Origin of the sequence: Catellatospora coxensis (assembly GCF_016862635.1) — a bacterium.
In the GTDB taxonomy this organism is placed as follows: domain Bacteria; phylum Actinomycetota; class Actinomycetes; order Mycobacteriales; family Micromonosporaceae; genus Catellatospora; species Catellatospora coxensis.
This window is the reverse complement of sequence record NZ_BONI01000018.1, coordinates 1-22,948: the sequence shown is the minus strand read 5'-3', so window position 1 is coordinate 22,948 and position 22,948 is coordinate 1. Positions and strand designations below refer to the sequence as shown.

Below are 22,948 nucleotides of genomic sequence, written 5' to 3'. Positions count from 1 at the left end.
GGTCAGCCGGCCGTGGCGGTGGGCGGCGTGAGCCGGGCGAGCAGCTGGCGGGCCTGCTCGGCGTACTCGGCGGAGACGCTGACCGCGTACTCGCTCGCCTGCAGCGAGCGGCTGGACGTGAAGTCGCGCTTGCCGCGGGTCATGGCGTGCGCGATCGCGCCGAAGATGGCGCCCCAGATCGCGGCGATCACCACCGCGGTCAGCACGACGGCCAGCCAGTTCGTCGGCACGAAGATGCCGAACAGCAGGCCGATGAACAGGCCGAACCAGGCGCCGCCGGCCGCGCCGTACCCGGTGGCCCGGCCGGTGGTCATGCGGCCGAGCACCTGCTCCACCATGCGCAGGTTGGTGCCGACGATGGCGGCGTGCTCGACGGGGAACTTGTTGTCGGACAGGAAGTCCACGGCGCGCTGGGCGTCGCCGTACTCCGGGTAGGTGGTGACGGCGACCATCGCCCGGCTGGGGTCGACGGGCTGTACGGGCACCGGCTGTCCGGCGAAGCCGCCTGCCGCCGCCGACGATGTGCTCATGATGCTCCCTCGCTCGGTCATGTCTCGTCAGTCCTGATCATCGCGCGCCGCGCCGCCCGAACATGCCGTTTTGCCGCTTTTGTCGATCAGCACCGCCGGTGCACTCGTCTGACCTGCGGGAATGCGGGACTGACCACGGCGGTTGTCGATGGGGCGAACAGAAAGGGCAGGTGCCAGATGAAGGTCAGAAGCTCACTGCGCAGTCTCAAGAACCGGCAGAACTCGATCGTGGTGCGCCGCCACGGCGCGGTTTTCGTGATCAACAAGTCCGACCCGCGCCAGAAGGCCCGCCAGGGCTGAGCCCCGCCCCCGCGCTTGCCGCGCAAGATCAGCGGACCTGCCAGGCACCTGGGCGTATGAGGTTTCAAGATACGCACAGGTGCCTGGCAAATCAGACGATCGAGGCCGGACGGGTCACTTCGCGGCGTCGCGCAGGGCGTCGCGCACCCGGTTGGCGATGGCGGCCGGTGAGCCGTTCTGGCGTGACGGGTGCGCGTCCGGCGCGGCCGGTCCGACCCGCTCGGCGGCGCGGGCGGTGGCGGCGATGCCGACCAGCTGTTCGACGGGCAGGTTCTCGCGCAGGTAGCCGAACTCCTCGTCCTCTTCCAGCTCGGCGTGCTCGATCACGGCGTCGCGCAGCTCGATCAGGCGGTCGTCGAACTGCGGGTGCTCGACGCCCATCTCGTACAGCTGGGACAGGTCCTCGGTGGCCTGCTGCTCCTCCTGCAGCCGCGACTCGATCACGTCCTCGCCGTCGGGCAGCCGCCGGGCGGCCAGCGGGTGTACGAGCTGCTGCTCGATGTTCTCGTGGATCACCAGCAGGCGTACCAGCTGCTCCCAGGCCTGCTGCTTCTGCTCACCCCGCGCCCGGCCGACCTGCCCGAACAGCTCCTTGATCTGCTCGTGGTGGCCCAGCAGCAGGTCGATCACGTCGTCGTGCCGGCTCTCCCACGCCGTCTCGCCCGCCCGGCCGGAGCCTTCAGCGCGCGCCATGGCGCCCGGCTGGGCCGTCTTCTTGCCGCCGGTCCTGTGGGCCGCGCCGCTCGCCGGGCTCGCGCCGGTGCTCTTCTTGCCGGTGGCGATGCTCGCCGACATCGTGCCCTGATCGGAGCGCATGGTCTTCACCGCCGTCTTGACCAGCTCTTCCTTGCGCATGCCCGAGGTCCCGGTCACGCCGTGGTCCTTGAGCCAGCCGCGGAGTTGGTTGACGGTCATCGTGTCGATATCGCCCGCCATGTCCGAGTGGTCCTGCCCTCGCCCGGCCGGACTTCCGCTGCTCATGTGCTCCGTCATCGTGTCGTCCCTTCCTCCAGCTCGACCCCCACCCCCGTGGAGCCACTCCCCATCCTGATGGAAACGGCATGGCCGCGGGCCGGGTTGGCGAACTCGGCAGCCCGGAGTACGCGGCGATCGTCCGAGGCCCGCTTCGTGCCCGGGTGAGAGGATCGGGGCTGTGGAACCTGTTCGTTTCGACGCCCTGGTCGGCGCGGCCGCCCGGGGCGGGATCGTGATCCCGGTGCCGTTCGATCCGGAAACCGTGTGGGGAGCCAAACCGCGCCACCACGTGGCCGGCACCGTCGGCGGTGTACGCGTACGGGGTGTCGTGGAGGCGGTGGGCGCCGGTTTCGGCTTCACGCTCGGCCCGGCGTGGCAGCGCGACTGCGGCGTCCAGGTCGGCACGACGGTGCCGGTCGAGTTGACGGCCGAGGGTCCGCAGCGGGCCGACCTGGCCGAGGACGTGGCCGCGGCGCTCGCCGCCCATCCGGCGGCCGGGGCGTTCTTCGACTCCCTGGCCCAGTTCTACCGCAAGGCCTACCTGCGGTGGATCGACGCCACCAAGCGCAGGCCGGAGCAGCGCCCGCTGCGGATCGCCGAGATGATCGAGCTGCTGGAAGCCGGGCACAAGGAACGTCCGTCGGCATAGGGCGGGTCCGGGCTTTATGAAGCAGGAGCACCTCCGCCATTCGGCTTCATAAAGTAGTCAACCCCTTACGCAAAGTAACCCTGACGCGTTGATGAATTGGGTGACGCACCCAGATCAACCAGGACAGGGGGACACCGTTGTCTCGTAGACGTCTCATCACCGCGCACGTCGCGCTGGCCATGGCCGGCGGACTCGCGGTGCTCGCCGCACCAGCGGCCGCGTCGGGCGCCGGCCCGACCGGACGCGCGGTCGCGAGCCAGCAGGCCGGAGCGGACCGGTCCGTGCCGGTACGCGGCCTGCCGCACGCGACGAACTTCATCAGCAAGGGCGCGGGCAGCATGCGCGCCGTTGCTCGGGCGCTGTCGAACCGGGTGCAACTGGCCGACCTGGCCATCACCAAGGTCGGGTCGCCGGAAACCGTCCTCGCCGGTGAGGAGATCACTTACACGATCACCGTCACCAACAGCGGGGACCCCGCGACCAGGGTAGGTGTCACGGACGTGCTGCCCGCGGGCGTGGAGTTCCTGGCCAGTTCGATCCCGTGCCAGAACAACCAGGGCACGTTGACCTGCGGCCTGGGCCCGATGGCCACCGGACAGACGATCCAGCTCGTCATCCAGGTGCGCGTCCCCGCGAGCTTCACCGGCCTCACGCTCACCAACACGGCGACCGTCACCAGCCCGCAGGACGAGACGGACAGCACCGCAACCGTCACGACCCGGGTCGCCACCGCCGCCGACCTGTCGGTCACCAAGGTGTGCAAGCCCGACGAGCCCGCCCCGGCCGACACCGAGGGCTACTGCGACATCTACGTCGACAACCTCGGCCCGTCGGACGCCCAGAACGTGACGCTGACCGACGTGCTCACCTCCGCGGCGCCGTTCGAGGTGTCCCGGGTGCGGGTGAGCCCGGGGACCTGCTCGGCGACGCCGACGGGCCCGATCCGCGACCTCACCCTCAACTGCACGCTGGGCGTGATCGCGGCCGGCACGCGGGGCGTCGTGCGGGTCGTCGTGACGGCCGCCGACGTGGCGCAGATCAACGACGTCGCGACGGTACGCAGCACGACCGCCGACCCGGAGAAGGGCAACAACCAGGCGACCGGCCGCGTCGACTTCGTCGGCTCGGCGGACCTGAGCCTGACGAAGATCGGCGACACGACCGCCGACGCGGGCACCGACCTCGAATACCTGATCACGGTGACCAACAGCGGCCCGTCGACGGCCCGTGACGTGGTCGTGCGCGACACCATGCCGGCCGGGGTCACCTTCGTGTCGGTGTCGCCCTCGGTCGGCTCCTGCACCAACGGGCAGCCCAACGGCGGCCGGCTGGAGTGCGGCCTGGGCAACCTCGCCAGCGGCGCGAGCGCGACCATCACCGTCGTCGGTCACGTCGCCGCGGACCTGGTGCCCGGCACGATCCTGTTCAACGAGGCCATCGTGTCCGGCGCGACCGCCGACCCGGACAACAGCGACGTCCGCGCGAGCGTGCCCACCGAGGTGACCGCTTCGGCCGACCTGTCGGTGACCAAGTCCGGCGCGCCGGACCCGGTGACGGCGGGCAACGAGCTGAAGTACACCGTCACCGTGGCCAACGCGGGCCCGTCGGATGCGCAGGCGGTCGTGGTGACCGACACGCTGCCGGCCGGCACGACGTTCGTGAGCAGCAGCGGCGACGCCGTGTGCACCGCGGACGAGCCCGGCGAGGTGGTCTGCGCGCTCGGCACGTTCGCGCAGAGGGAGCGGCAGTTCGTGCTGACCGTGGCGGTCGGCGCCGACGTGCCGGACGGCACGCTGACCAACACGGTGACGGTGTCCTCGCCGACCCCCGACCCGAACACCGGGAACAACACGTTCACCACGACGACCGCGGTGGAGACCTCCGCGGACCTCGCGATCGAGGCCGCGGCGACGCAGACCTGGCAGCAGCAGGAGGCGGCCGCGCTCAGCGACAAGAAGGACAAGGACAAGGACAAGGGCACCGTCGTGCTGCTCACGCTGACGGTGCGCAACCTCGGTCCGTCGGACGCGCAGAACATCACGGTGCTGGACTCGCTGCCGCTGCGACCCGACAAGGTCGGGGTGGAGTCGCTGCCGTCGGCCTGCACCTACGACTCGGGCCAGGACCACGTCATCACGTGTACGGCCGACAGCCTGGCCGCCGGCGGAACGCTCGTCTTCCCGATCAAGCTGAAGGTGCGCGCCGAGGGCGAGCTCGTCAACACCGCCACCGTGTCCAGCACCACGCCGGACCCGAACCCCGACAACAACACCAGCACCATCCGGTTCTTCGTGTGGAAGAAGAACTGACGATCGGCTGACGGCCGGTCGGTGACCGGGGGCGGCGCGGGTGTCCCGCCGTCCCGGCAGGCGGCCACGGTCAGGAGTGCTCGGCAGCCCGCTGCCGATCGTTCCGGACCGTGGCCGCCGCGCGTCAGCGGAGCCCTTCTACAAACACCGCGGTGACGGTGTCGCCGACGAGCGCCAGCACGTCGCCCGCGGGGGAGAAGCCTCCCGCGACCTGGCCGGACTCGGTCCACAGGAGACGGCCCCGTTCGTCGAACAGCACGGCGCCGCCGTCGTCGACGGCGAAGGCCAGCGGTCCGTGGCTGCCCCAGACGCAGCGGGTGGCCACCGCGGCCAGCGGCGACCGCGCGGACATGTCCGACGGCAGGCCCGCCGGCCGCACGGGGCGGCTGTCGACGATCCGGTCCCCGTCGAAGGCCAGCAGCACCGCGGCCACGGCGTCCTGCTCGCGGGCGCTGCCGGTGACGAGGAGCCCGCTGCCGTCCGCCGCGAACGCCACCGCGTTCACCGTCGACAGCCCCGTGTCGTGGCTGGTGAACGCACCGGAGGCGGTGTCGCGTACCACGATCGCGCCTGCTTCGCCGGAATGCGCCAGCAGCCGGCCCGCGTGGTCGAGCGCCACCGGGCCGCAGCCGGCGACCTCCCGCGTGAGCAGCACGTGCCCGGTTTCGGTGTCGATGACGCGCAACCCGCGCGCCACGGAGCCGGCCGCGACCCGGCGGCCGTCGCCGCTGAAGCCGATCCGGGTCGTCATGCGGGCCATGTCGAAGGTGTCGACCGACTCCTGCGCCGGACCGAGGTCCAGTTCCCACAGCGCCTCGCCGCCGGGCGTGGACCAGGCGTGCAGGCGGCCCTCGACCGAGGCGACCGCGACCGCGCCGTCCGGGCTGAGCTGCACGTCCAGCGCCTCGTCATGGAAGCCGCTGCCGTCGAGGAGCATCCGGCTCGGGGTGTGCGGGCCGGTGCCCCACACCACGATGTCGCCGCCGTTGTGGTGCCACTCGGCCGCCGCGCCCAGCACCAGCCAGGCCGGGTCGGGCGGGCAGGCCACCGAGACGGCCCCCTCGCCGAACCCGGCGAAGTCGTCCTCGGCGGGGAACCGCGGGCTGCCGCCGCTCTGCACGTGGTCGAGGTCGCCGAGTTCCCGCCAGGCCGCCAGCCGGTGCCAGGGTCGGTGCTGCCCGGCGCGCTGCTCGTCCCACCAGCGGTCGGGCATCGGCCTGCACCGCGCGGGCCAGCCGAGCAGCCGCCCGGCGGCGGCCAGGCCGTCGGGAGACGCGCCTTCCAGCAGCGGAACAGCCTGCGCCCAGGCCTCGGTCGAGGGCTCACCGGAGAGCAACGTGTCCAGTGTGGCCGCGTCGTCCATACCGCCTCCGCCGTCCGGCGCGGTCCGTGCCGCCGCGCTGCGGCACGGACCGTATCACCGCGCCCGGACAGGCCCGGGTCAGCGGCGGGCCGCGTCGAGCGCCCGCAGGTACTCGTCGACGGGGAGCGTCGCGTGCGAGAACAGCGGATAGCGCGCCACCATGGCGTCGTACGCGGCCGGACCGGCGTCGGAGGCGGTGGCGTCGGGAATGGTCGTCACGTGGTAGCCGCGTTCCATCGCGCTGCGGGCCGTCGACTCGACGCACATCGAGCCGATCATCCCGGCGACGGCGAAGAACTCCACGCCGTGGTGGCGCAGCTGCGCGTCGAGGTCGGTGCTGGCGAACACGTCGATGTTCTTGTGCGGGGCGAGCGCCACCTCGCCCGGACCCGGCGACAGCTCGGGATGGAACTCCGTGCCCCAGCTGCCGGCCTCGAAGAGCCGGTTGTCGAACATCGCCCGGTGGATGCCGGTCAGGCGGCCCCACGTGGCGTACTCCTGCTCGCTGTAGGACATCCCGGAGAAGAACACCGGCACGCCGCGGTCCCGGACGCCGGCCAGCAGCCGGCGCAGGTTGCCGAAGGTGCCGATCCGCTCGAACTCGTCCCGGTACAGCGGGTAGCCCTTGCCGCGGGCGTCGAACACCTCGTTGACAGTGTCGATCAGCAGCAGCCCGCAGCGTCCCGGTGTGTAGTCGTCGCCAGGCATCGTCCCTCCAGGTGACCTCAGATGAGTTCCAGGCCGCCGTCGACGGCCAGGATCTGCCCGGTGAGCCAGACCGCGGCGGGGTCGGCCAGCCGCAGGATCCAGGTGGCGACCTCGTGCGGCTCGCCGCGCCGGCCGAGCGGGATGGTGTCGGCCTCCTGCTGCTTGATCCGGGCGAGCATCTCGGGGGACAGCCCGGCCGCGCCGAGCGCCTCGCTCTCGGTGGGCCCGGGGGCGACGGCGTTGACGCGGATGCCGTCGGCGGCCAGCTCCAGCGCCCAGCTGCGGGTGAGCTGCTCCACGGCGGCCTTGGTCGCGGCGTAGTGGGACGCGCCCGACAGCGGCCGCCGCCCGTACGTGCTGGAGACGTTGACGATGGAGCCGCGGTGCTCCCGCAGGTGTGGCAGGGCGGCGCGGGCGAGCAGGCTCGGGGCGGTGACGTTGACGTCGAACAGCTCGCTGATGCGCTCCGCCGTCGCCTGCGCCAGCGGCATCAGCGCGGTGATGCCCGCGTTGTTGACCAGCACGTCGATCCGTCCCCACCGGTCGGCGGCGGCGGCCGTCACGGTGTCGGCGGCGTGCGGTGCGCGTACGTCGATGGCCAGCGGCACGACGCCGGAATGCTGCCGGGCGGTTTCTTCCAGGGCCTGCGCGCGGCGTCCGACGCCGAGCACGTGCGCGCCGTGCTCGGCGAAGGCGAGCGCCGTGGCCCGCCCGATGCCCGAGCCCGCCCCGGTGACGATGACGACCCGGTCGGCGAAGGAGAGGTCGGTGGATGGCATGACGATGTCTGCTCCTTGCGGTGTGCTGTGGTGAGCCGCCGTGCGCACGCCCGGCGGACCGGGGTGCGCACGGCGCGGGCTCGGTCAGGCGGCGGGGCGGGCGGCCAGCCAGTCCGCGTAGTTGATCTTTCCGATGCGGGCCTCGCCGAGCGGCACCAGGGAGGTGTCGGTCACGGCCGCGCCGAAGTAGGTCGCCGAGGGGTCGGTGATCACCTCGCGCGCGTCGCCGTCGGCGGCGAGCATCTGGCGCACCATGTCGTCCTGGCGGATCTTGTCCGGTCCGGCGATGTCGTACGTGCCGTTCGCCGGGGCGGCCATCGCGGCGTCGGCCACGGCGGCGGCGACGTCCTCGGCGGCGATCGACTGCATCATCGCCGACGGCAGGTGGATCGCCTCGCCGCGGGTGCCGCCGTGCGCGATCGCGTTGACGAACTCGAAGAACTGCGTCGCCCGCACGACGGTGTACGGCACGCCGGCGGCCTTGACCAGTTCCTCCTGGGCGACCTTCGCGCGCATGTAGCCGCTGTCCGGGATCCGGTCCGCACCGACGATCGACAGCGCCACGTGGTGCCCGACACCGGCGGTCTTCTCGGCGGCCATGACGTTGCCGGTGGAGGTCCGGAAGAACTCCATGATCGCGTTGTCCTCGAAGTTCGGCCCGTTGGCCACGTCGACGACCACGTCCGCACCCTTGAGCGCCTCGTCCACGCCCGCGCCGGTGATGGTGTCGACGCCGCTGCTGGGCGAGGCGGCCAGCACGTCGTGACCCTGCGCGCGCAGCCGCTCGGCGACCTTGCTGCCGATGAGGCCGGTGCCGCCGATGATGACGATCTTCATGGTGGTTTCTCCGTTTCCGCAAACTCGGATGTTTCTTGTCCGAGACTCTACTCGGATAAATCATGTCCGGGTCAAGTACACTGGGGTTTGTGAAAATGTCCTCAGGCGTCGAGTGGGCCCTGCACTGCTGCGTCGTGCTCACCGCCGCAGACCGCCCGGTGCCCGCCGCGCGCCTGGCCGAGCTGCACGACGTCTCCGGGACCTATCTAGCCAAGCAGCTCCAGGGCCTCTCCCGGGCCGGTCTGGTCCGGTCCGTCCAGGGCAAATCGGGCGGCTACGTCCTGACCAGGGCACCCGAGGACATCACACTGCTCGACATAGTCGAGGCCGTCGACGGCGCGCAGCCCACCTTCGTGTGCACCGAGATCCGCCAGCGCGGCCCGCTCGCCACCCCCGCCGAGGCCTGCACCAAGCCCTGCCCGATCTCCCGCGCCATGGGCGCCGCCGACCGCGCCTGGCGCGACGCGCTGAGCCGGACGACCGTCGCCGACCTCGCCCGCGACGTCGTCGACGACAACGGCCCGACCGCCTTCGACGGCATCCGGGCCTGGCTGACCACCCCCGACGGCCGAATCTGAGCTGCGCGGCTGAAGATCAACCGGATAGGGTGCCCGGATGCCACTGCGCACCGAGACCGGGGAACCCGGCGCCACACTGCTGCACACCGACGACGGCACGCCGCTCGCCCGGCTGCGGCTGCGCGACGACGACGGCACCCTGCTCGCGGAACGGGTACGGCCGCTGCCCGGCGCGGACCTCGCCCAGGTCGCCGCGCAGGCCCGCCGTGACCTCGCCGGACGCCGGCTGACCACACCGGACGACGCGCTCGCCCGCGCACTGGTCGACGGCGGGCTGCGGCTGCGCCGCGCCGCCACCGACATGCGCCACTACCTCGCCGAACTCCCACCGCTGCCGGCCCTGCCCGACGGCTGGACGCTGCGCGCCGGCGGCTGGGACGACGACCTCGCCGAAGGGCTCGCCGCCGCGTACGGCGCGGGACACCCCGACGGCCCGTGGCAGGACGGAGACACCAAGGAGATCCGGGGCATGTTCGAACGCGGCGAACCGGTGCCGCCGCTGGCCCAAGCCTGCGCGCGGGTCGTCGGGCCCGACGGGCGCAGCGCCGGACACGTGCTGTGCGCGGGTCCCGTGCCGTGGACCGAGGACGAGTGCGCCTGGATCCTCAACCTGGGCGTCGCGCCCCGGGCACAGGGGCTCGGGCTCGGCCGGGCGCTGCTGGTGCACGCGATGCACGGCTCGCGCGCGGCCGGGCTGCCACGGCTCGGCCTGGAGGTCGCCGACAGCAACCACGCCCGCCGCCTGTACGACAGCGTCGGTTTCCAGGTGCGCGCCCGGGCGCTCTCCGTGGACCTACCGCCGCTGGGCTGATAACGCCGCCGCCCCCGGCCGTAGCCGACGTCGACTACTGTCGCGCGAATGCAGCCAACGCCGTGGGGGACACGGTCACGTGCGGTTCTGGCCGGCTCCGGCAGGACGCCCTCCGGACCGTCGGATTCCATCCGCTGCTGTCGCAGGTCGCTCTGCTGTACCTGGTCATGACCGCCGTGATCAGCGGTGGGGCAGGGTCGCACCCCGCCCCACATGGCCGTCAGTCGTTGAGATTCCGCTCGGCGAAGACCTTCATCGCGTCACGGACCAGGACTGCCGTGCCCGTGCCGTGCCGGTCGTACGCGTCGGTGAAGCGCGGGTCGGCGACGTACATCTCGCCCAGAGCGACGAAATGGCCCCTCGTCGGGCTCGGCGAGATCGACAACCAGTCGAAGTGCCGCTGTGTGATCGCCTGCACCCGGTCGTCGTCCGCGGGCAGCCCGGCCAGGAGTGCTCCCGCGAAGGCCTTCGCGATGTCCACCTGCCGCTGCTTGAACGCCGCCTTCTCGGCGTCGCTGAGCGAACGCCACCAGCGGTCGCCCCGCTGGTAGGCCTCGCGGCCCCAGCGCTCGGTGACCTCCTGCTCGTACTGGGTGTGGTCGAAGCCGTCGAATACTTCCTCTGCCATGAGCTGCTCGCCCTCCTCCGTCTTGCGCAACGTCGTCTTCACCGACTCGATCTGGCGGCCGATCCGCTCGCGTTCCTGTTCGAGCAGGTCCAGATGGGTACGCAGCGCGGCTACGGTGTCCCGCTGCGCGCCGTTGACGACCTCGGCGATCGCCGGGAGGCCGAGGCCCAGTTCACGGAGCAGCAGGATGCGCTGCAGGCGTACCAGGCAGTCCTGGTCGAAGTAGCGGTAGCCGTTGCCGCCCACCCGGCTGGGCGTGAGCAGGCCCAGCTCGCCGTAGTGGCGCAGGGTCCGGCTCGTCGTCCCGGCCAGCCGTGCCACGTCCTGGATCGACCACTCCATCGCCCGCGCCTCCCGTATCTCGTCGGTGAGCCCACGGTAGAAGTTGACGTAACGTCAAGGTCAACGGCTTTGTGCGGTGTCGGTGCACGCGGTGCTCACGCCGCGAAGCACGGCGTGGAGGCGGTGCCAACACGACCTGTCGATTCGGAGCCGACAAGCCGAGTTAGACAAGGGTGGTCGCAGGTCTCATATGGGCTCGCTTCGCCAACGCCATGAACCCGGATGCCAGACCTCGCGCGAGCCTTCGGCAGGCACGTTCGGGTCGGCGAGCCGGCTCACGCGCGCGTCCCACAGCAGAGCCTCGGGCTCGTGGCCGGCGGCCCGAAGAGTGGTGGCATAGGTGCGCATTATGGCGAGGTGAGGCTCGACGCCGACGTCATGGCCATAGGAACCACGCAGGTCCGCTCGGTTCAGGCGTAGATTCTCATAAGCCAGCTCCGCTGCTCGTACTCGCAGATCGTCGCTGTCCAGAAGCGCGGCGGCCGCGGCCGCGCACCGGGAGTCGCCTAACTCCGAGCCGCGGCGATACCACAGCAGTGATTCGTCCGGATCGCCGTCGGCGAGCAAGGCGGCGGCGTACTCGAGAATGGAGTTCGAGATCCCTTCGTCACCCGCCTCGCCCGGCCATGGGTCGATACGCCGCCTGTCGCCTTTCGCGAGCGCATAACCGGTCTCCGCGGCCCGCTGCAGCCATTTGCGACGTCCGGTGATGTCACCCTTCCTGCGGCAGATGACCGCCATGTTCTGCATCGCCCCAGCGTGACCCAGGCCGGCGGCGCGCTGGGTCCAGCTCTCCGCGCCGTCGAGATCATCGCGTTGGAGGAACGCGTACCCAAGGTTGGTCATGGCGTTGGCGTCACCGCTCTCGGCCGCTCGGGCGTACCAGCTTTCGGCTTCCTCTCCGCGGCCGTGTATGCGCAGCAGGAAGCCGAGCTGGCCCATGGCGTAGATGTCGCCCTGCTCCACGGCCTCGGCCAGGAGAGCCTCGGCCCGTTCGGGGCGGCCCTCGTGGTCTTCGATGGACGCCAGCAATGTCATCGCGACGGGGTCCTGCTCGGCCACGCCGCGGTCCAGCCAGTAGCGTGCTCGAGTGCGCTCGCCGTTTTCGTAGAGCAGCAGCGCGAGACGGCGCATCGCGGGCTTGTCGGCACGGTCTGCGGCTCTGGCCCACGCCGATTCGGCGATCTCGCGTCGGCCGACACGGTAGGCGGCCGAGCCGATGTCGCCACAGGCTTGGTGAGTGGCCACATCGATGAGCTGTCGCCAGGTGGTGTCCGCAGCGAGGGCGGCGGTGACATGCGGGTGCTGTTCGTCAATCGAGTGCCCGACGAGAATGTCCGAGACGTAGTAGCCGTCGATGCGGCCCGCCTGGGTGCGTACCTGCCGAAGCGCGGTGATCTGGCCGCGTACCGGTTGTTGGGCCCAGCCGGCTGCGGCCGGGAACCAGTCGGCGGTGTCAGGTGCTGCCTTTCGTCCAGCCAGCAGGGCGCCGCCGACGGCGACCAGGACCGCTTCCGGCAAGATGTCCGGATGGCCGCAGCGCCGGGCGATCACGGCGGCGGTGATGACCGCCTGTCCTTGCTCGTTGCCCTCGCCCGTCCAGTGGCGGATGAGCTCTGTCGTGCCGGCCAGTGTCGGGATGACCGCGTGCTCGCTGGCGCGGTCCCGCGCCTGGGCTACCCGCGGATCGCGCTGTGCCACCTCGGCCGCCCGCGCCTGTTCTGTTGTGCTCAGGTGCGGCTTCAGGTCGAGTCGGATGGCCCGCTCTGCCCCACCGGGCCGCCACGACGAGGAGTCTGCGAGCATCTTCATGACCTGGTCTGCGTCTTTGTTCATCTCCTGTGCGATTCCGGTCTGTGGCCCGACGATGGCCTCGATGTCGACCGGCCGGATGGTCGCGGCAATCAGCACACGCCCGGCCTTGCCTAATAGCAGGGACTTGACCCTGTGGGCGGTCAGCGGCTGGGAGGTGAAATAGTCCTGCATCTCTTCCAGCAGGATCACGGTGCTGTCGAGGTTCGGTTCGTGGCGGATCAGGTCATCGAGTTCGGTGCCGTTGGTGGGCATGCGTAGCCGCCAGTCGCGCAGCTCGGCGTGAAGCGCCTCAAAAAGGGTGCGACTTTTGCCCGCCGCGGTTGGCCCCACGAGTACGACGAGTCCCGCGTCGTGGGTCCGTTCCTTCAGCCAAGCCCGCAACGTGATGTCTATATCGCGTTGAATGTACGTCGGGTACACATCGGACAATGCTTCAGAAGCCGGCTCGTTCAGCGGAATCGCGGCATGAATGTTGAAGGTGAGCCGGTCGCGAACTTCATGGACAGCGGGGACGCGTCGGCGCGGTTCGGGCTTCGTCGACGGTGCCTCCTGGCCGTTCTGACGTTCGAGCAGCCATCCGATCACCGATAGGGTTATCGTGACCAGAACGCCGGCCGCTGCCGCGAGCCAACCTGGCGTGCCCAAACTCTCTGCCGAGACCGCCGCTGCGACCGTGGCGAGCATTGTCAGCGCGGCGAGCGCCGCCCAAAGGGATCGACGCGGTCGCATGCGTCCACATTGGCATTGAGCCAAGATCAAATCAAGTAATGGCAATTCCATGCGCGGCGACCGGTCGATGTCGGTGAGCAAGGCGGGGCAGGTTCCCAGGTAATGCCGATCGCCGCCTCCGGATGGCAGGGAATGGGTTGGCGAACCCAGAATCGCGGCGTTGTGACGGTCTTGTGACATGTTGCGCGATAGGCGCGGACATGGCGTCGGCAGTTTTGCCGCGTGCGAACAGAACTCACCCCGTCGCTTGCGAAGTCGCTGCAAGAGCCTCGCCCACGCGCGCTGTGGGCGGACACCGCCAAGGGCGCCTGCATCGTCCTCGTCGTGTTGTGGCACGTGGTCATGAAGGACTATCTGCAGGTCGACTGGCATATCGGCATCCCGCTGCCCGGTGCCTGGGGCACCCTGGGCGAGCAGCTGCTCCCACTGCGGATGCCGCTGTTCTTCACCATCTCCGGCGTCTTCGCGACCACGGCCCTGGCCCGGCCCTGGCGGCAGACCGCACGATCCCGCATAGCCAAGTTCCTCTACCTGTACACCGCCTGGCTCCTGATCCACACCGCGATCCTCAGCGCCACCCCCGGCTTCGCCACCGCCCGCGCCGACTCCGCCCTCGCACTGCTGGCACAGCTCACCGTCACACCGTCGAACCTCTGGTACCTGTACGCCCTCGCCGTCTACTTCGTCATCGCCAAAGCCCTGCACCGGCTGCCCCGCGCCGCGGTGCTCACCGCCGCGGCCACCCTGTCGGCGATCACCGCGGCGGGCCTGCTCGCTACTCCCGGCGACCGCGGCGGCCTGTACCAGAACCTCGTCTTCTTCCTCGCCGGCGTCCACCTGCGCCCGCACATCGAACGCTGGGCCGACTCCGCGACCACCCGCCGCCTCACCGGCTCCTTCCTCGCCTACGCGGGAGCGCTGATCGCCATGGCCGCCGCGGGCGCACAGCGCTGGCCGGGGGTATGGCTCGCCGTCGGGCTCATCGCGGTGGCGTTCGGCATCACCGCCGCCGCCCGGCTCGCCCGCCTTCCCGCCCTCGGTGGCCTGCTCGCCGCCCTCGGACGCCGCACCCTCCCGATCTACGTGATCCACATGCCGGTGCTGGCGCTGCTGCACCTGCTGCTCCACGACCCGATCTCGAACCTCGGCTTCACCGGCCAGCTCGTGTCGGCACTGGTCTACCCGGCGGTGCTGTCGGCGGTCGTGATCGCACTGTGCCTGCTGATCCACCGCGGTCTGCGCGCACTGGGCGCGTCGTGGCTGTTCGAGCTGCCAGAGTGGACGACGCGACGAACCCCGCCTACCCCGGCGGCCGAACCGACCCGGTCCACCGCGCCGGGTGTCCGAGTCTGAGGTCGCGTGATCCGCGGGCGATCGAGGGCGTCACACCGGGCCGAACCGGTAGCCGAAGCCGCGGACCGTCTGGACGAACACCGGGCTGGCAGGGGAGTCTTCGATCTTGGCGCGGAGGCGTTGGACGCAGGCGTCGACCAGGCGGGAGTCGCCGAGGAAGTCGTGCTGCCAGACGGCTTCGAGCAGCTGTCGGCGGCTGTGTACGCGGCCGGGCTCGGCCGACAGGGTGAGCAGCAGCCGCATCTCGGTCGGGGCGAGCCGGACGCGCCGGCCCGCCTTGCCGACGCAGAGCGAGGCCCGGTCGATGCTCAGCGCGCCGTGCTGCTCCGAGCCGGCCGGCCGGGCGGGTCCGCGGCGGGCGCGGCGGAGTACGGCGCGGATGCGGGCCTCGACGATCCGGGCGTGCACCGGCTGGACCACGTAGTCGTCCGCGCCCGCCTCCAGTGCCGCGACCACGTCGATGTCGTCGTCACGGGCGGTCAGCACGATGATCGGCAGGTCGCCTTCGGCCCGCAGCCGGCGGCACACGTCGAAGCCGTCCATGCCGGGCAGCGCGAGATCGAGCACGACGACCTCGGCGGCGAAACCCCGCAGCCGGGCCAGGCCCTGCTCGCCGCTGTCGGCGGTCTCGACGATGTGCCCGTGCCGGGTCAGCGCCGCGCGCAGGCCGTCGCGGGCGGGGCGGTGGTCGTCTATCAGCAGTACGCGTGCCATCAGGGGACAGTTCATCGTATGCCCCGTTAGCGGGGCATGAGCCGGTGCGCTCACGCCGTGCTCACAGCCTGGATCGGGTGCCGCTGCGGGCGGCGTCCGGAGTATCCCCCTCACCGGACGCCGCCCGCCGGGTCACTTGCCGGACTCGCTGGAGGAGGTACGGTCCGGTGAGTGGCCGTGGCCGCCGAGGACACCCGCCTCGGTCGCCTTGATGATCGCGTCGGCTTCGGCCTGGGTCAGCTTGCCGGCCTTGACGGCCGCGGCGAGCCGCTCCTTGAGCTGCGCGGTCCGGTCGGCGGCGTTGCCGTCGCGGGTCTTGCTGTTGCCGGTCTTGCCGTCCGGGCGCAGCTGGGACTGCACCTTCTCCAGCGCGGCCGAGACCTTCGCCTGGTCGATGCCGAGTTCCTTCGCGAGCGCCTCGGCCAGCTTCTGCTGATGCTCGGCGCGCTGGCCGTTCTTGTCCTTGCCCTGCGCGGAGGTCCCGGCGGACGCGGATCCGCTGTCCTCGGCCGCCCACGCCGCGGCGGGCGCCGCGATGCCGAGCGCCAGTACTCCTGCGGCGCCGACCGTGACCAGGGTCTTCTTCGAGAACTTCATCATGAGAGCTCGCCTCCTTGCGATCGGTGAGTCTCCGACGCTGCCGCGCCTTGCTCGACGGAGCGCAAGAAGAACCTTCGATCCTGCTGGTAAGAGGGCTGGGCTGTGCCAGATATACCGCTTGATGCGTGTATTGCGCACATCTGCGGTTCAGCGTTCACAGGCGAGGCTCAGGAAGACCCGTCCCGGCGAGCACGTCCTCGATGCGGATCGGCAGGCGGCGGTGGCGTACGCCGGTGGCGTGGTAGACGGCGTTGGCGACCGCCGCGGCGACGCCGACCATGCTGACCTCGCCGAGCCCCTTGACCCCGACGGGGTGGAAGCGCAGGTCGGGCTCGCCGATGAAGTCGACGTCGAGGGTGCCGATGTCGGCGTTGACCGGCACCGGGTACTCCTCCAGGCTCGCGTTGAGCCAGCCGCCGTACCGGGGGTCGACCTCGCCGGCTTCGCGCAGGCAGGCGCCGATGCCCCAGACGATGCCGCCGCGCACCTGGCTGGCGGCGGTGACGGGGCTGGCCACCCGGCCGCAGTCGGCGACGCTGACGACGCGGGGCACCCGGATGCGACAGGTCGTCGGTTCGACGCGCACCTCGACGAAGTGGGCGATCCAGCTGAACGTGCTGTACCCGGTGAACTCCGGTCCGGCGAGGGCGACGAGGCCCTGCCGGGCCCGCTCGGCGTCCTGCTCGGTCTGCCCGGGTCCGAGCGTCTCGGCGCGGGACTCGACGTGTTCGCGGCCGGTCGCGCCGACGGCGGCCGCCAGGTCCACCGGGCCGCTGACGTCCGCGCCGAGCTGTTTGCGCAGTTCGCGCAGGGCCGCGTGGACCGCGCCGAGGGTGGAGGCGGTGCCCCAGGAGCCGGCGGTCAGGTGCTGGGTGGCGACGCGGGTGTCGCCGACGGTGATCTCGACATGCCGTACGTCGAGGCCCAGGTTCTCGGCGACCAGCAGGGCGATGGCGGACCGGATGCCCTGGCCCATCTCGTGCCCGTCGACCCCGACCCGGATCCGGCCGTCCGCGCTCGCCACCAGGTGCGCGGCGGAGGGCACGATCGAGGCGGGGTACGCCCCGGCGGCGACTCCCCAGCCGACCAGGGACCCGTCGTCGGCGCGCATGCTGGCCGGCTGCCACTGCCGGGCGCTCCAGCCGAACAGCTTCGCGCCGCGGCGCAGGCACTGGGCCAGGTGGCGGGACGAGAACGGCTCGCCGGTGACGGGGTCGGCGGTGGTGTCGTTGGCGAGGCGGAATTCGAGCGGGTCGCGCTGCGCGGCGTAGGCGAGCTCGTCGACGGCGGATTCGAACGCGAACACGCCCGGGTGCTCGAACGGGGCGCGCATGAAACCGGGCGACTGGGTGTCCATCCGGGCGAACGTCTGCCGGCCGCGGAAGTCGCCGATGCCGTACAGCCGGGCGGTGGTCTCGGTGTACATCATTGGGAACAGGTCGAACCGGGAGGTCTGGTGCTCGACGTCGTGCAGCGCGGCGAGCATCCGGCCGTGCTCGTCGGCGCCCAGCCGGATCCGGTGCCGGCTGGCGGGCCGGAAGCTGGTGTGGTGGAACAGCTGGGTGCGGGACACCACCAGCTTGACCGGGCGGCCGAGGCGGCGGGCGGCCACGGCCAGGGGTGCGATGTGGATCTGCAGCGAGTTCTTCTGCCCGAACCCGCCCCCGGTGTAGGGGGACACGACTTCGACGTTCGCCGGGTCGATGCCGAGCTGGCGGGCCAGGCCGTGGCGGATCGCGGAGGCGTTCTGGGTGCCCTCGTGCACGACGACGGTGTCGCCGCGCCACCAGACGGTCGCGCCGATCAGCTCCATCGGGTTCTGGTGCTGGGCCGGCTGGTCGTAGACGGCGTCGATCTGCACCGGGGCGGCGGCGTACGCGCTCTCGGCGTCGCCGACGTCGAGGTCGGCGAGGAACGGCAGCGGGATGACCGCGGGCTGGGACAGCCGCTCGACGCCGGGGGAGTCGAGGGTGACGGCGAACGGCTCCGGCTCGTAGTCGGCCCGGACCAGCTTGGCGGCCTGGGTCGCGGCGATCAGCGTCTCGGCGACGACCAGCGCGACGGCCTGGCCCCGGTAGGCGATGTGCTCGTCGAGCAGCGGCTGCAGGCTCTGCACGCCGTAGCCGCCGCCCATGACGAACCCGGGGGACTGCAGGTCCAGGTGGTCGAGGTGGGTGAGCACGAGCAGGACGCCGGGGACCGCTTCGGCGGCCGCGGTGTCCAGTCCGGTGATGCGGCCGCGGCCCACGGTCGCGGTGGCCAGCACGGCGTGCGCGAGCTGGTCGGGGTGCAGGTCGGTGGCGTACACGGCGGCGCCGGTGACCTTCTCGCGGGCGTCGACGCGCCGGGTGTCGACGGGTTGGACGTCGGCGTGCGGCGAACTCATCGGACGGCCCTGCCCGCGGCCACGCGCACCGCGTCGGCGACGGTACGCGTACCCAGCTCGATTTTGAACGCGTTGTGGCGGCCCGGCCGCGCGCCGGCGAACGCGGCCTCGCCGGCCGCGCGGGCGCTCGCGTCGCTGACCGGCTGCCCGCGCAGCGCCTGCTCGGCCGCGGGGACCCGCCACGGGCGGGTGGCGACGCCGCCGACGGCGATGCGGCACTCGCCGACCCGGCCGTCGCCGTCCACGGTCAGCGCGACGGCCGCGGAGACCAGCGCGAACGCGTACGACTCGCGGTCGCGGATCTTCAGGTAGGCCGAGCCGCGGCCCGCCGGGGTGACCGGCACCCGGATTCTGGTGATCAGCTCGCCCGGTTCCAAAGTGTGTTCGAGCTGCGGGGTGTCGCCCGGCTCGCGGTGCAGCCGCGCCAGCGGCAGGCTGCGCGCGCCGCCCGGCCCGAGCACGTCCACCTCGGCGTCGAACGCGACCAGCGCCGTCGCCCAGTCGCCCGGGTACACCGCGATGCAGTCGTCGCTGCCGCCGAACAGCGCGTGCGAGCGGTCGAGGCCCTCCTGAGCGGCGCAGCCGCTGCCCGGCCGGCGCTTGTTGCACGCGAACGGCTCCCCGCCCCGGAAGTACGGGCAGCGGGTGCGCTGCAGCAGGTTGCCACCGAGGGTCGCCATGTTGCGCAGCTGCTGCGACGCCGCGCGCCACAGCGACTCGGTCAGCGCCGGGTAGTCACGGCGCAGCCGGCCGTCCTCGGCGACGTCGGCCATCCGCGCGCCCGCGCCGAACACCAGCTCCCGCTCGCCGGAGGTGTCGAAGCCGGCCAGGTCGGCGACCCGGTGCACGTCGACGACCGCGGGCGGCGTCTCGATCTCCAGTTTCATCAGGTCGTACAGCGTCGTGCCGCCGGCCAGCAGCCGTGCCCCCGGCCCGGCCGCCGCGAGCGCGGCGACGGCTTCGACCGCGGTCCCGGCCGTGGTGTACGCGAACGGGCGCACGCCTCAGCGCCCCTGCTGCTCGGCGACGGCGCGCACGGCCGCGACGATGCCCGCGTAGGCGCCGCACCGGCACAGGTTGCCGCTCATGTACTCGCGCACCTCGTCGTCGTCGCCCGCGTGGCCCTCGGCCAGGCAGGCCAGCCCGGACATGATCTGACCGGGGGTGCAGTAGCCGCACTGCAGCGCGTCGTGGTCGATGAACGCCTGCTGCAGCGGGTGCAGCTCGCCGTCGGGCCCGGCCACGCCTTCGACCGTGGTCACGTCCGCGCCCGCCGCCTGCACCGCGGGCGTCAGGCAGGACACCACCCGGCGCCCGTCGAGGTGCACCGTGCACGCGCCGCACTGGCCGTGGTCGCACCCCTTCTTCGCGCCGGTCACGCCGAGCCGCTCGCGCAGCAGGTCGAGCAGCGACTCCCGGGTGTCCACGCGCACGTGCACCGGCTCCCCGTTGACCGCGCACGACAGCTCCACCTCGTACACCGGTTCCGTGGCAGCCATCTCGCCCCCTTGCGCGGGTCGGCACATCACCCGATTTTATGACAAACCAGGTCGACCGGAGCGCCAACGGGGGATCGCGACCGGGGCGGCGCTCAGGCGTGCAGGCTGCGGCCGCCGTCGACGACGATGCGCTGCCCGGTGACGAAGCCCGCGCCCTCGGAGGCCAGGAAGCTGACCACGTGCGCGATGTCCTCCGGAGTGCCCATCCGCCCGGCGGGCACCGTAGCCAGGTAGCCGTCCACGGTGGAGCCCGCGTGCCGCTCGACCGGGATCCAGGCGGGCGCGACGCTGTTAACGGTGATGCCGTGCGGGGCCAGCTCGCGCGCCCAGGCGCGGGCCAGGCCGATCTGGGCGTTCTTCGCGGTGGCGTACGCCGACCAGCCCGGCTGCGGCCGGTCGGCGACCTCCGAGTCGAGGTGCACGATCCGGCCGAAGCCGCGCTCGGTCATACCCGGCGTCAGCGCCCGCGCCAGCAGCACGGGACTGTGCACGAAGAACGCCAGCTGCGCCTCGAACGCGGCCCGGTCGGCGTCGGCGATCAGGGCTTCGGGCTGCGGGCCGGTCGCGTTGAGCACCAGCACGTCCACCGGGCCCAGCCGCGCCGCGATCGCCTCGGCCAGCCGCGCCACCTCCTGCTCGTCGGTGATGTCGGCGGGGAACGCGGCCGCGGTGCCGCCCTCGGCGCTGATCTCGGCGACCAGCTCGGCCAGCGGTTTCTCCTGCCGGCCGTTGACGGCCACGGCCATGCCGTCCCGGGCCAGCCGCCGGGCGATGACCCGGCCGAGTCCGCGGGAGCTGCCGGTGATGAGGGCTACGCGTGTCGTCACGGCCGCGATCATGCCAGTGCCGCAGGCGGCGGCCTGGTCCGGCCCGCAGGCCGACCACGAGACGGAACGGCACGCCAGCCGGCCGGTGACGTCGCACACGTTCCGTGCTCGTCGCCTGGCTTGTTCAGTCCGGCGCGGCCGATTGATGTCACGCAGTTCAGTTCGCCGACATCCTGGGCGTGCCTACTGGGTCCGCTCGCAGATCCGACCCACCTGGGAGACCAGCAGATGTTCCCCGCTTTCCCCCGCCGGACCGGCCGCCTGGCCGCCGTGCTGGCGTTGTCCTTGACCACGGCCCTGGCCGCCGCCGCGTGCGGTGCGAAGGAGGAGGCCCCGGCCACCGCCTCCGGTGTCGCCGCCGGCAAGGCCACCTCGCTCGCCGACTTCGGCGGCATGGACGGCCTGATCGCCGCTGCCAAGAAGGAGGGCCGGCTCAACGTCATCGCGCTGCCGCCGGACTGGGCCAACTACGGCGAGGTCATCGAGGCCTTCAGCAAGAAGTACGCCATCAAGGTCAACAACGACAACCCCGACGGCTCCAGCGCCGACGAGCTCACCGCGGTGAAGACCCTCAAGGGCCAGGACCGCGCCCCCGACGTGCTCGACCTCGGTGTCGCGTTCGCCATCAGCGGCGCGCAGGAGGGCCTGTTCGCCCCGTACAAGGTCGCCGCGTGGGACAAGATCCCGGCCGCGCAGAAGGACGCCGAAGGCCGCTGGTTCAACGACTACGGCGGCTACGTCTCGATCGGCTGCGACGCCAAGCGCGTCGCGGTCTGCCCGCAGACCTTCGCCGACCTCAAGAAGCCCGAGTACAAGGGCAAGGTCGCCCTCAACGGCAACCCGACCAAGGCGGGGGCGGCGATCGCCGCGGTGTACGCCGCGTCGCTGGCCAACGGCGGCAGCTTCGACGACATCCAGCCCGGCATCGACTTCTTCGCCGCGCTGAACAAGTCCGGCAACTTCATCCCGGTGGAGTCGACCCCGGCCACGGTCGAGAAGGGCGAGACCCCGATCAGCCTGGACTGGGACTACCTCAACGCCGGGTACGCCAAGCAGTTCGCCGCCAAGGGCATCGACTGGAAGGTCGCCATCCCCGCCGACGGCAAGTACGCCAACTTCTACGCGCAGGCCGTCAACCTCGACGCGCCGCACCCCGCCGCCGCGCGGCTGTGGGAGGAGTTCCTCTACAGCGCCGAGGGCCAGAACCTGTGGCTGAAGGGCTTCGCCCGCCCCGTCCTGCTGCCCGGCATGATCACCGACGGTACGGCGCAGGCCGACCTGGTCGCCGCGCTGCCGAAGGTCGACGGCGAGCCGAGCTTCCCGACCCCCGCGCAGAACGACAAGGCCAAGGCCGACCTGGTCGCGAACTGGGCCAAGGCCCTGGCCGGCTGACGATGCCGACCGCCGTCACCACCGTGTCCCCGCCCGTGCGGGACGCCGCCCCCACGGCGTCCGGCCGGGCGGGGGCCCGCCGTAGCTCGGCCACCCTGGCCGCGCTGCCGCTGCTGGCCTTCGTCACCGTCTTCTTCGGGCTGCCGATGATCGCGGTCGGAGTCGGCGCGGTCACCGTCACCGACCGCGCCACCGGCACCACCACGCTGACCGCCGACAACCTGACCCGCTCCGTGCAGGGCGCCTACCTCGACGCGCTCACCAGCAGCATCAAGCTGTCGCTGGTCACCGCCGCGCTCGGTGTGCTGCTCGGCACGCTGCTCGCCCAGGCCGTCGTCGCCAGCCGGTTGCCCGGCCTGCGCAACCTCGTCGTCACCGCCTCCGGGGTGCTGGCCAACTTCGGCGGCGTGCCGCTGGCCTTCGCGTTCATCGCCACCCTGGGCATCTCCGGCGTGATGACCGAACTGCTGCACCTGACCGAGGCCAGGTGGAGCCTCTACACCCCCGCCGGGCTGGCCGTGGTCTACCTGTACTTCCTCATCCCGCTGATGGTGCTGGTCATCGCCCCCGCGCTGGACGGGCTGCGCCCCCAGTGGCGCGAAGCCGCCGCCAACTGCGGCGCCACCGGCTGGCAGTTCTGGCGGCTGATCGGCCTGCCCGTGCTCGGGCCGTCGCTGCTCGGCGGCTTCGTGCTGCTGTTCGGCACCGCGTTCGCCGCGTACGCCACCGCCGCGGCCATGGTCGGCAGCGTGCTGCCCCTGGTCACCCTGCAGATCGCCGACGCCCTGTCGGGCAACGTGCTGATCGGGCAGGAGGGTGTCGCC

The 22,948-nt window shown here is 71.7% G+C and carries 22 protein-coding genes; 8 read left to right on the top strand and 14 right to left on the bottom strand.

What is annotated here, in order from left to right; all coding sequences use genetic code 11:
* Nucleotides 1-2 precede the first annotated feature (2 nt).
* Entirely contained in the window at nucleotides 3-452 is a 450-nt protein-coding gene (locus Cco03nite_RS12875; protein WP_203692367.1) for a general stress protein, read from the bottom strand.
* 255 nt (nucleotides 453-707) lie between these two features.
* Here Cco03nite_RS12875 and ykgO point away from each other — a divergent pair, with 255 nt between their 5' ends.
* Nucleotides 708-830, top strand: a complete 123-nt coding sequence (gene ykgO, locus Cco03nite_RS12870) for a type B 50S ribosomal protein L36 (protein ID WP_203692278.1) — start codon at nucleotides 708-710, stop codon at nucleotides 828-830.
* A gap of 114 nt (nucleotides 831-944) precedes the next feature.
* Here the strand turns inward: ykgO and Cco03nite_RS12865 are convergent, their stop codons facing one another.
* Nucleotides 945-1,766 (bottom strand): hemerythrin domain-containing protein, encoded by an 822-nt coding sequence (locus Cco03nite_RS12865; RefSeq protein WP_239167333.1) that lies wholly within the window; start codon nucleotides 1,764-1,766, stop codon nucleotides 945-947.
* A gap of 217 nt (nucleotides 1,767-1,983) precedes the next feature.
* Here Cco03nite_RS12865 and Cco03nite_RS12860 point away from each other — a divergent pair, with 217 nt between their 5' ends.
* A complete protein-coding gene (locus Cco03nite_RS12860; RefSeq protein ID WP_239167332.1) occupies nucleotides 1,984-2,454 on the top strand; it encodes a YdeI/OmpD-associated family protein in 471 nt (156 codons plus the stop codon).
* 137 nt (nucleotides 2,455-2,591) lie between these two features.
* Nucleotides 2,592-4,763 (top strand): DUF11 domain-containing protein, encoded by a 2,172-nt coding sequence (locus Cco03nite_RS12855; protein WP_203692277.1) that lies wholly within the window; start codon nucleotides 2,592-2,594, stop codon nucleotides 4,761-4,763.
* 124 nt (nucleotides 4,764-4,887) lie between these two features.
* Here Cco03nite_RS12855 and Cco03nite_RS12850 read toward each other — a convergent pair whose 3' ends face one another.
* The 4 genes from Cco03nite_RS12850 to Cco03nite_RS12835 form a co-directional block, all read right to left on the bottom strand.
* The gene (locus Cco03nite_RS12850) at nucleotides 4,888-6,126 is read right to left on the bottom strand and encodes a WD40 repeat domain-containing protein (protein ID WP_203692276.1); all 1,239 of its coding nucleotides are present in this window, start codon (nucleotides 6,124-6,126) and stop codon (nucleotides 4,888-4,890) included.
* Nucleotides 6,127-6,204: 78 nt separating this feature from the next.
* On the bottom strand, nucleotides 6,205-6,834 hold the full coding sequence (locus tag Cco03nite_RS12845) for a cysteine hydrolase family protein (RefSeq protein ID WP_203692275.1): 630 nt from the start codon (nucleotides 6,832-6,834) through the stop codon (nucleotides 6,205-6,207).
* A gap of 17 nt (nucleotides 6,835-6,851) precedes the next feature.
* Complete coding sequence (locus Cco03nite_RS12840) at nucleotides 6,852-7,613, bottom strand: SDR family NAD(P)-dependent oxidoreductase (protein WP_203692274.1); 762 nt, start codon at nucleotides 7,611-7,613, stop codon at nucleotides 6,852-6,854.
* 84 nt (nucleotides 7,614-7,697) lie between these two features.
* A complete protein-coding gene (locus Cco03nite_RS12835) occupies nucleotides 7,698-8,450 on the bottom strand; it encodes an SDR family oxidoreductase (protein ID WP_203692273.1) in 753 nt (250 codons plus the stop codon).
* Nucleotides 8,451-8,545: 95 nt separating this feature from the next.
* On the opposite strand from Cco03nite_RS12835, the gene Cco03nite_RS12830 reads away from it, so the two are divergent.
* The gene (locus Cco03nite_RS12830) at nucleotides 8,546-9,028 is read left to right on the top strand and encodes an RrF2 family transcriptional regulator (protein ID WP_239167349.1); all 483 of its coding nucleotides are present in this window, start codon (nucleotides 8,546-8,548) and stop codon (nucleotides 9,026-9,028) included.
* A 37-nt stretch (nucleotides 9,029-9,065) separates the two neighbouring features.
* Complete coding sequence (locus Cco03nite_RS12825; RefSeq protein WP_203692271.1) at nucleotides 9,066-9,839, top strand: GNAT family N-acetyltransferase; 774 nt, start codon at nucleotides 9,066-9,068, stop codon at nucleotides 9,837-9,839.
* A 220-nt stretch (nucleotides 9,840-10,059) separates the two neighbouring features.
* Here Cco03nite_RS12825 and Cco03nite_RS12820 read toward each other — a convergent pair whose 3' ends face one another.
* Together Cco03nite_RS12820 and Cco03nite_RS12815 are read right to left on the bottom strand one after the other, a co-directional pair.
* A complete protein-coding gene (locus tag Cco03nite_RS12820; RefSeq protein ID WP_203692270.1) occupies nucleotides 10,060-10,809 on the bottom strand; it encodes a MerR family transcriptional regulator in 750 nt (249 codons plus the stop codon).
* A 186-nt stretch (nucleotides 10,810-10,995) separates the two neighbouring features.
* A complete protein-coding gene (locus Cco03nite_RS12815) occupies nucleotides 10,996-13,434 on the bottom strand; it encodes a tetratricopeptide repeat protein (protein ID WP_203692269.1) in 2,439 nt (812 codons plus the stop codon).
* Between the two features lie 141 nt (nucleotides 13,435-13,575).
* On the opposite strand from Cco03nite_RS12815, the gene Cco03nite_RS12810 reads away from it, so the two are divergent.
* Nucleotides 13,576-14,706 carry an acyltransferase family protein gene (locus tag Cco03nite_RS12810; protein WP_239167331.1) on the top strand — a complete coding sequence of 377 codons (1,131 nt, stop codon included), beginning with the start codon at nucleotides 13,576-13,578 and terminating at the stop codon, nucleotides 14,704-14,706.
* A 30-nt stretch (nucleotides 14,707-14,736) separates the two neighbouring features.
* Here Cco03nite_RS12810 and Cco03nite_RS12805 read toward each other — a convergent pair whose 3' ends face one another.
* The 6 genes from Cco03nite_RS12805 to Cco03nite_RS12780 form a co-directional block, all read right to left on the bottom strand.
* Nucleotides 14,737-15,420 carry a response regulator transcription factor gene (locus Cco03nite_RS12805; protein ID WP_203692268.1) on the bottom strand — a complete coding sequence of 228 codons (684 nt, stop codon included), beginning with the start codon at nucleotides 15,418-15,420 and terminating at the stop codon, nucleotides 14,737-14,739.
* 132 nt (nucleotides 15,421-15,552) lie between these two features.
* Nucleotides 15,553-16,020: a hypothetical protein gene (locus Cco03nite_RS12800; RefSeq protein ID WP_203692267.1), complete on the bottom strand. Its 468-nt coding sequence runs from the start codon at nucleotides 16,018-16,020 to the stop codon at nucleotides 15,553-15,555.
* Nucleotides 16,021-16,174: 154 nt separating this feature from the next.
* Entirely contained in the window at nucleotides 16,175-18,406 is a 2,232-nt protein-coding gene (locus Cco03nite_RS12795; RefSeq protein WP_203692266.1) for a xanthine dehydrogenase family protein molybdopterin-binding subunit, read from the bottom strand.
* Nucleotides 18,403-19,407, bottom strand: a complete 1,005-nt coding sequence (locus Cco03nite_RS12790) for an FAD binding domain-containing protein (RefSeq protein WP_203692265.1) — start codon at nucleotides 19,405-19,407, stop codon at nucleotides 18,403-18,405. The genes Cco03nite_RS12795 and Cco03nite_RS12790 overlap by 4 nt, the downstream gene beginning before the upstream one ends.
* A gap of 3 nt (nucleotides 19,408-19,410) precedes the next feature.
* Nucleotides 19,411-19,905 carry a (2Fe-2S)-binding protein gene (locus Cco03nite_RS12785; protein ID WP_203692264.1) on the bottom strand — a complete coding sequence of 165 codons (495 nt, stop codon included), beginning with the start codon at nucleotides 19,903-19,905 and terminating at the stop codon, nucleotides 19,411-19,413.
* Nucleotides 19,906-19,997: 92 nt separating this feature from the next.
* Complete coding sequence (locus Cco03nite_RS12780) at nucleotides 19,998-20,732, bottom strand: SDR family NAD(P)-dependent oxidoreductase (RefSeq protein WP_239167330.1); 735 nt, start codon at nucleotides 20,730-20,732, stop codon at nucleotides 19,998-20,000.
* Between the two features lie 228 nt (nucleotides 20,733-20,960).
* On the opposite strand from Cco03nite_RS12780, the gene Cco03nite_RS12775 reads away from it, so the two are divergent.
* Together Cco03nite_RS12775 and Cco03nite_RS12770 are read left to right on the top strand one after the other, a co-directional pair.
* Nucleotides 20,961-22,124, top strand: a complete 1,164-nt coding sequence (locus tag Cco03nite_RS12775) for an ABC transporter substrate-binding protein (RefSeq protein ID WP_203692263.1) — start codon at nucleotides 20,961-20,963, stop codon at nucleotides 22,122-22,124.
* Between the two features lie 2 nt (nucleotides 22,125-22,126).
* Nucleotides 22,127-22,948, top strand: an 822-nt coding sequence (locus Cco03nite_RS12770) for an ABC transporter permease (protein ID WP_203692262.1), incomplete at its 3' end; no start/stop codon positions are given.

Coding starts and splice junctions, on each gene's coding strand:
- Cco03nite_RS12875 (WP_203692367.1), bottom strand. CDS start 452: ATGGTCGCCGTCACCACCTACCCGGAGTACGGCGACGCCCAGCGCGCC.
- ykgO (WP_203692278.1), top strand. CDS start 708: ATGAAGGTCAGAAGCTCACTGCGCAGTCTCAAGAACCGGCAGAACTCG.
- Cco03nite_RS12865 (WP_239167333.1), bottom strand. CDS start 1,766: ATGGCGGGCGATATCGACACGATGACCGTCAACCAACTCCGCGGCTGG.
- Cco03nite_RS12850 (WP_203692276.1), bottom strand. CDS start 6,126: ATGGACGACGCGGCCACACTGGACACGTTGCTCTCCGGTGAGCCCTCG.
- Cco03nite_RS12845 (WP_203692275.1), bottom strand. CDS start 6,834: ATGCCTGGCGACGACTACACACCGGGACGCTGCGGGCTGCTGCTGATC.
- Cco03nite_RS12840 (WP_203692274.1), bottom strand. CDS start 7,613: ATGCCATCCACCGACCTCTCCTTCGCCGACCGGGTCGTCATCGTCACC.
- Cco03nite_RS12835 (WP_203692273.1), bottom strand. CDS start 8,450: ATGAAGATCGTCATCATCGGCGGCACCGGCCTCATCGGCAGCAAGGTC.
- Cco03nite_RS12830 (WP_239167349.1), top strand. CDS start 8,546: ATGTCCTCAGGCGTCGAGTGGGCCCTGCACTGCTGCGTCGTGCTCACC.
- Cco03nite_RS12825 (WP_203692271.1), top strand. CDS start 9,066: ATGCCACTGCGCACCGAGACCGGGGAACCCGGCGCCACACTGCTGCAC.
- Cco03nite_RS12820 (WP_203692270.1), bottom strand. CDS start 10,809: ATGGAGTGGTCGATCCAGGACGTGGCACGGCTGGCCGGGACGACGAGC.
- Cco03nite_RS12805 (WP_203692268.1), bottom strand. CDS start 15,420: ATGGCACGCGTACTGCTGATAGACGACCACCGCCCCGCCCGCGACGGC.
- Cco03nite_RS12800 (WP_203692267.1), bottom strand. CDS start 16,020: ATGATGAAGTTCTCGAAGAAGACCCTGGTCACGGTCGGCGCCGCAGGA.
- Cco03nite_RS12795 (WP_203692266.1), bottom strand. CDS start 18,406: ATGAGTTCGCCGCACGCCGACGTCCAACCCGTCGACACCCGGCGCGTC.
- Cco03nite_RS12785 (WP_203692264.1), bottom strand. CDS start 19,905: ATGGCTGCCACGGAACCGGTGTACGAGGTGGAGCTGTCGTGCGCGGTC.
- Cco03nite_RS12775 (WP_203692263.1), top strand. CDS start 20,961: ATGTTCCCCGCTTTCCCCCGCCGGACCGGCCGCCTGGCCGCCGTGCTG.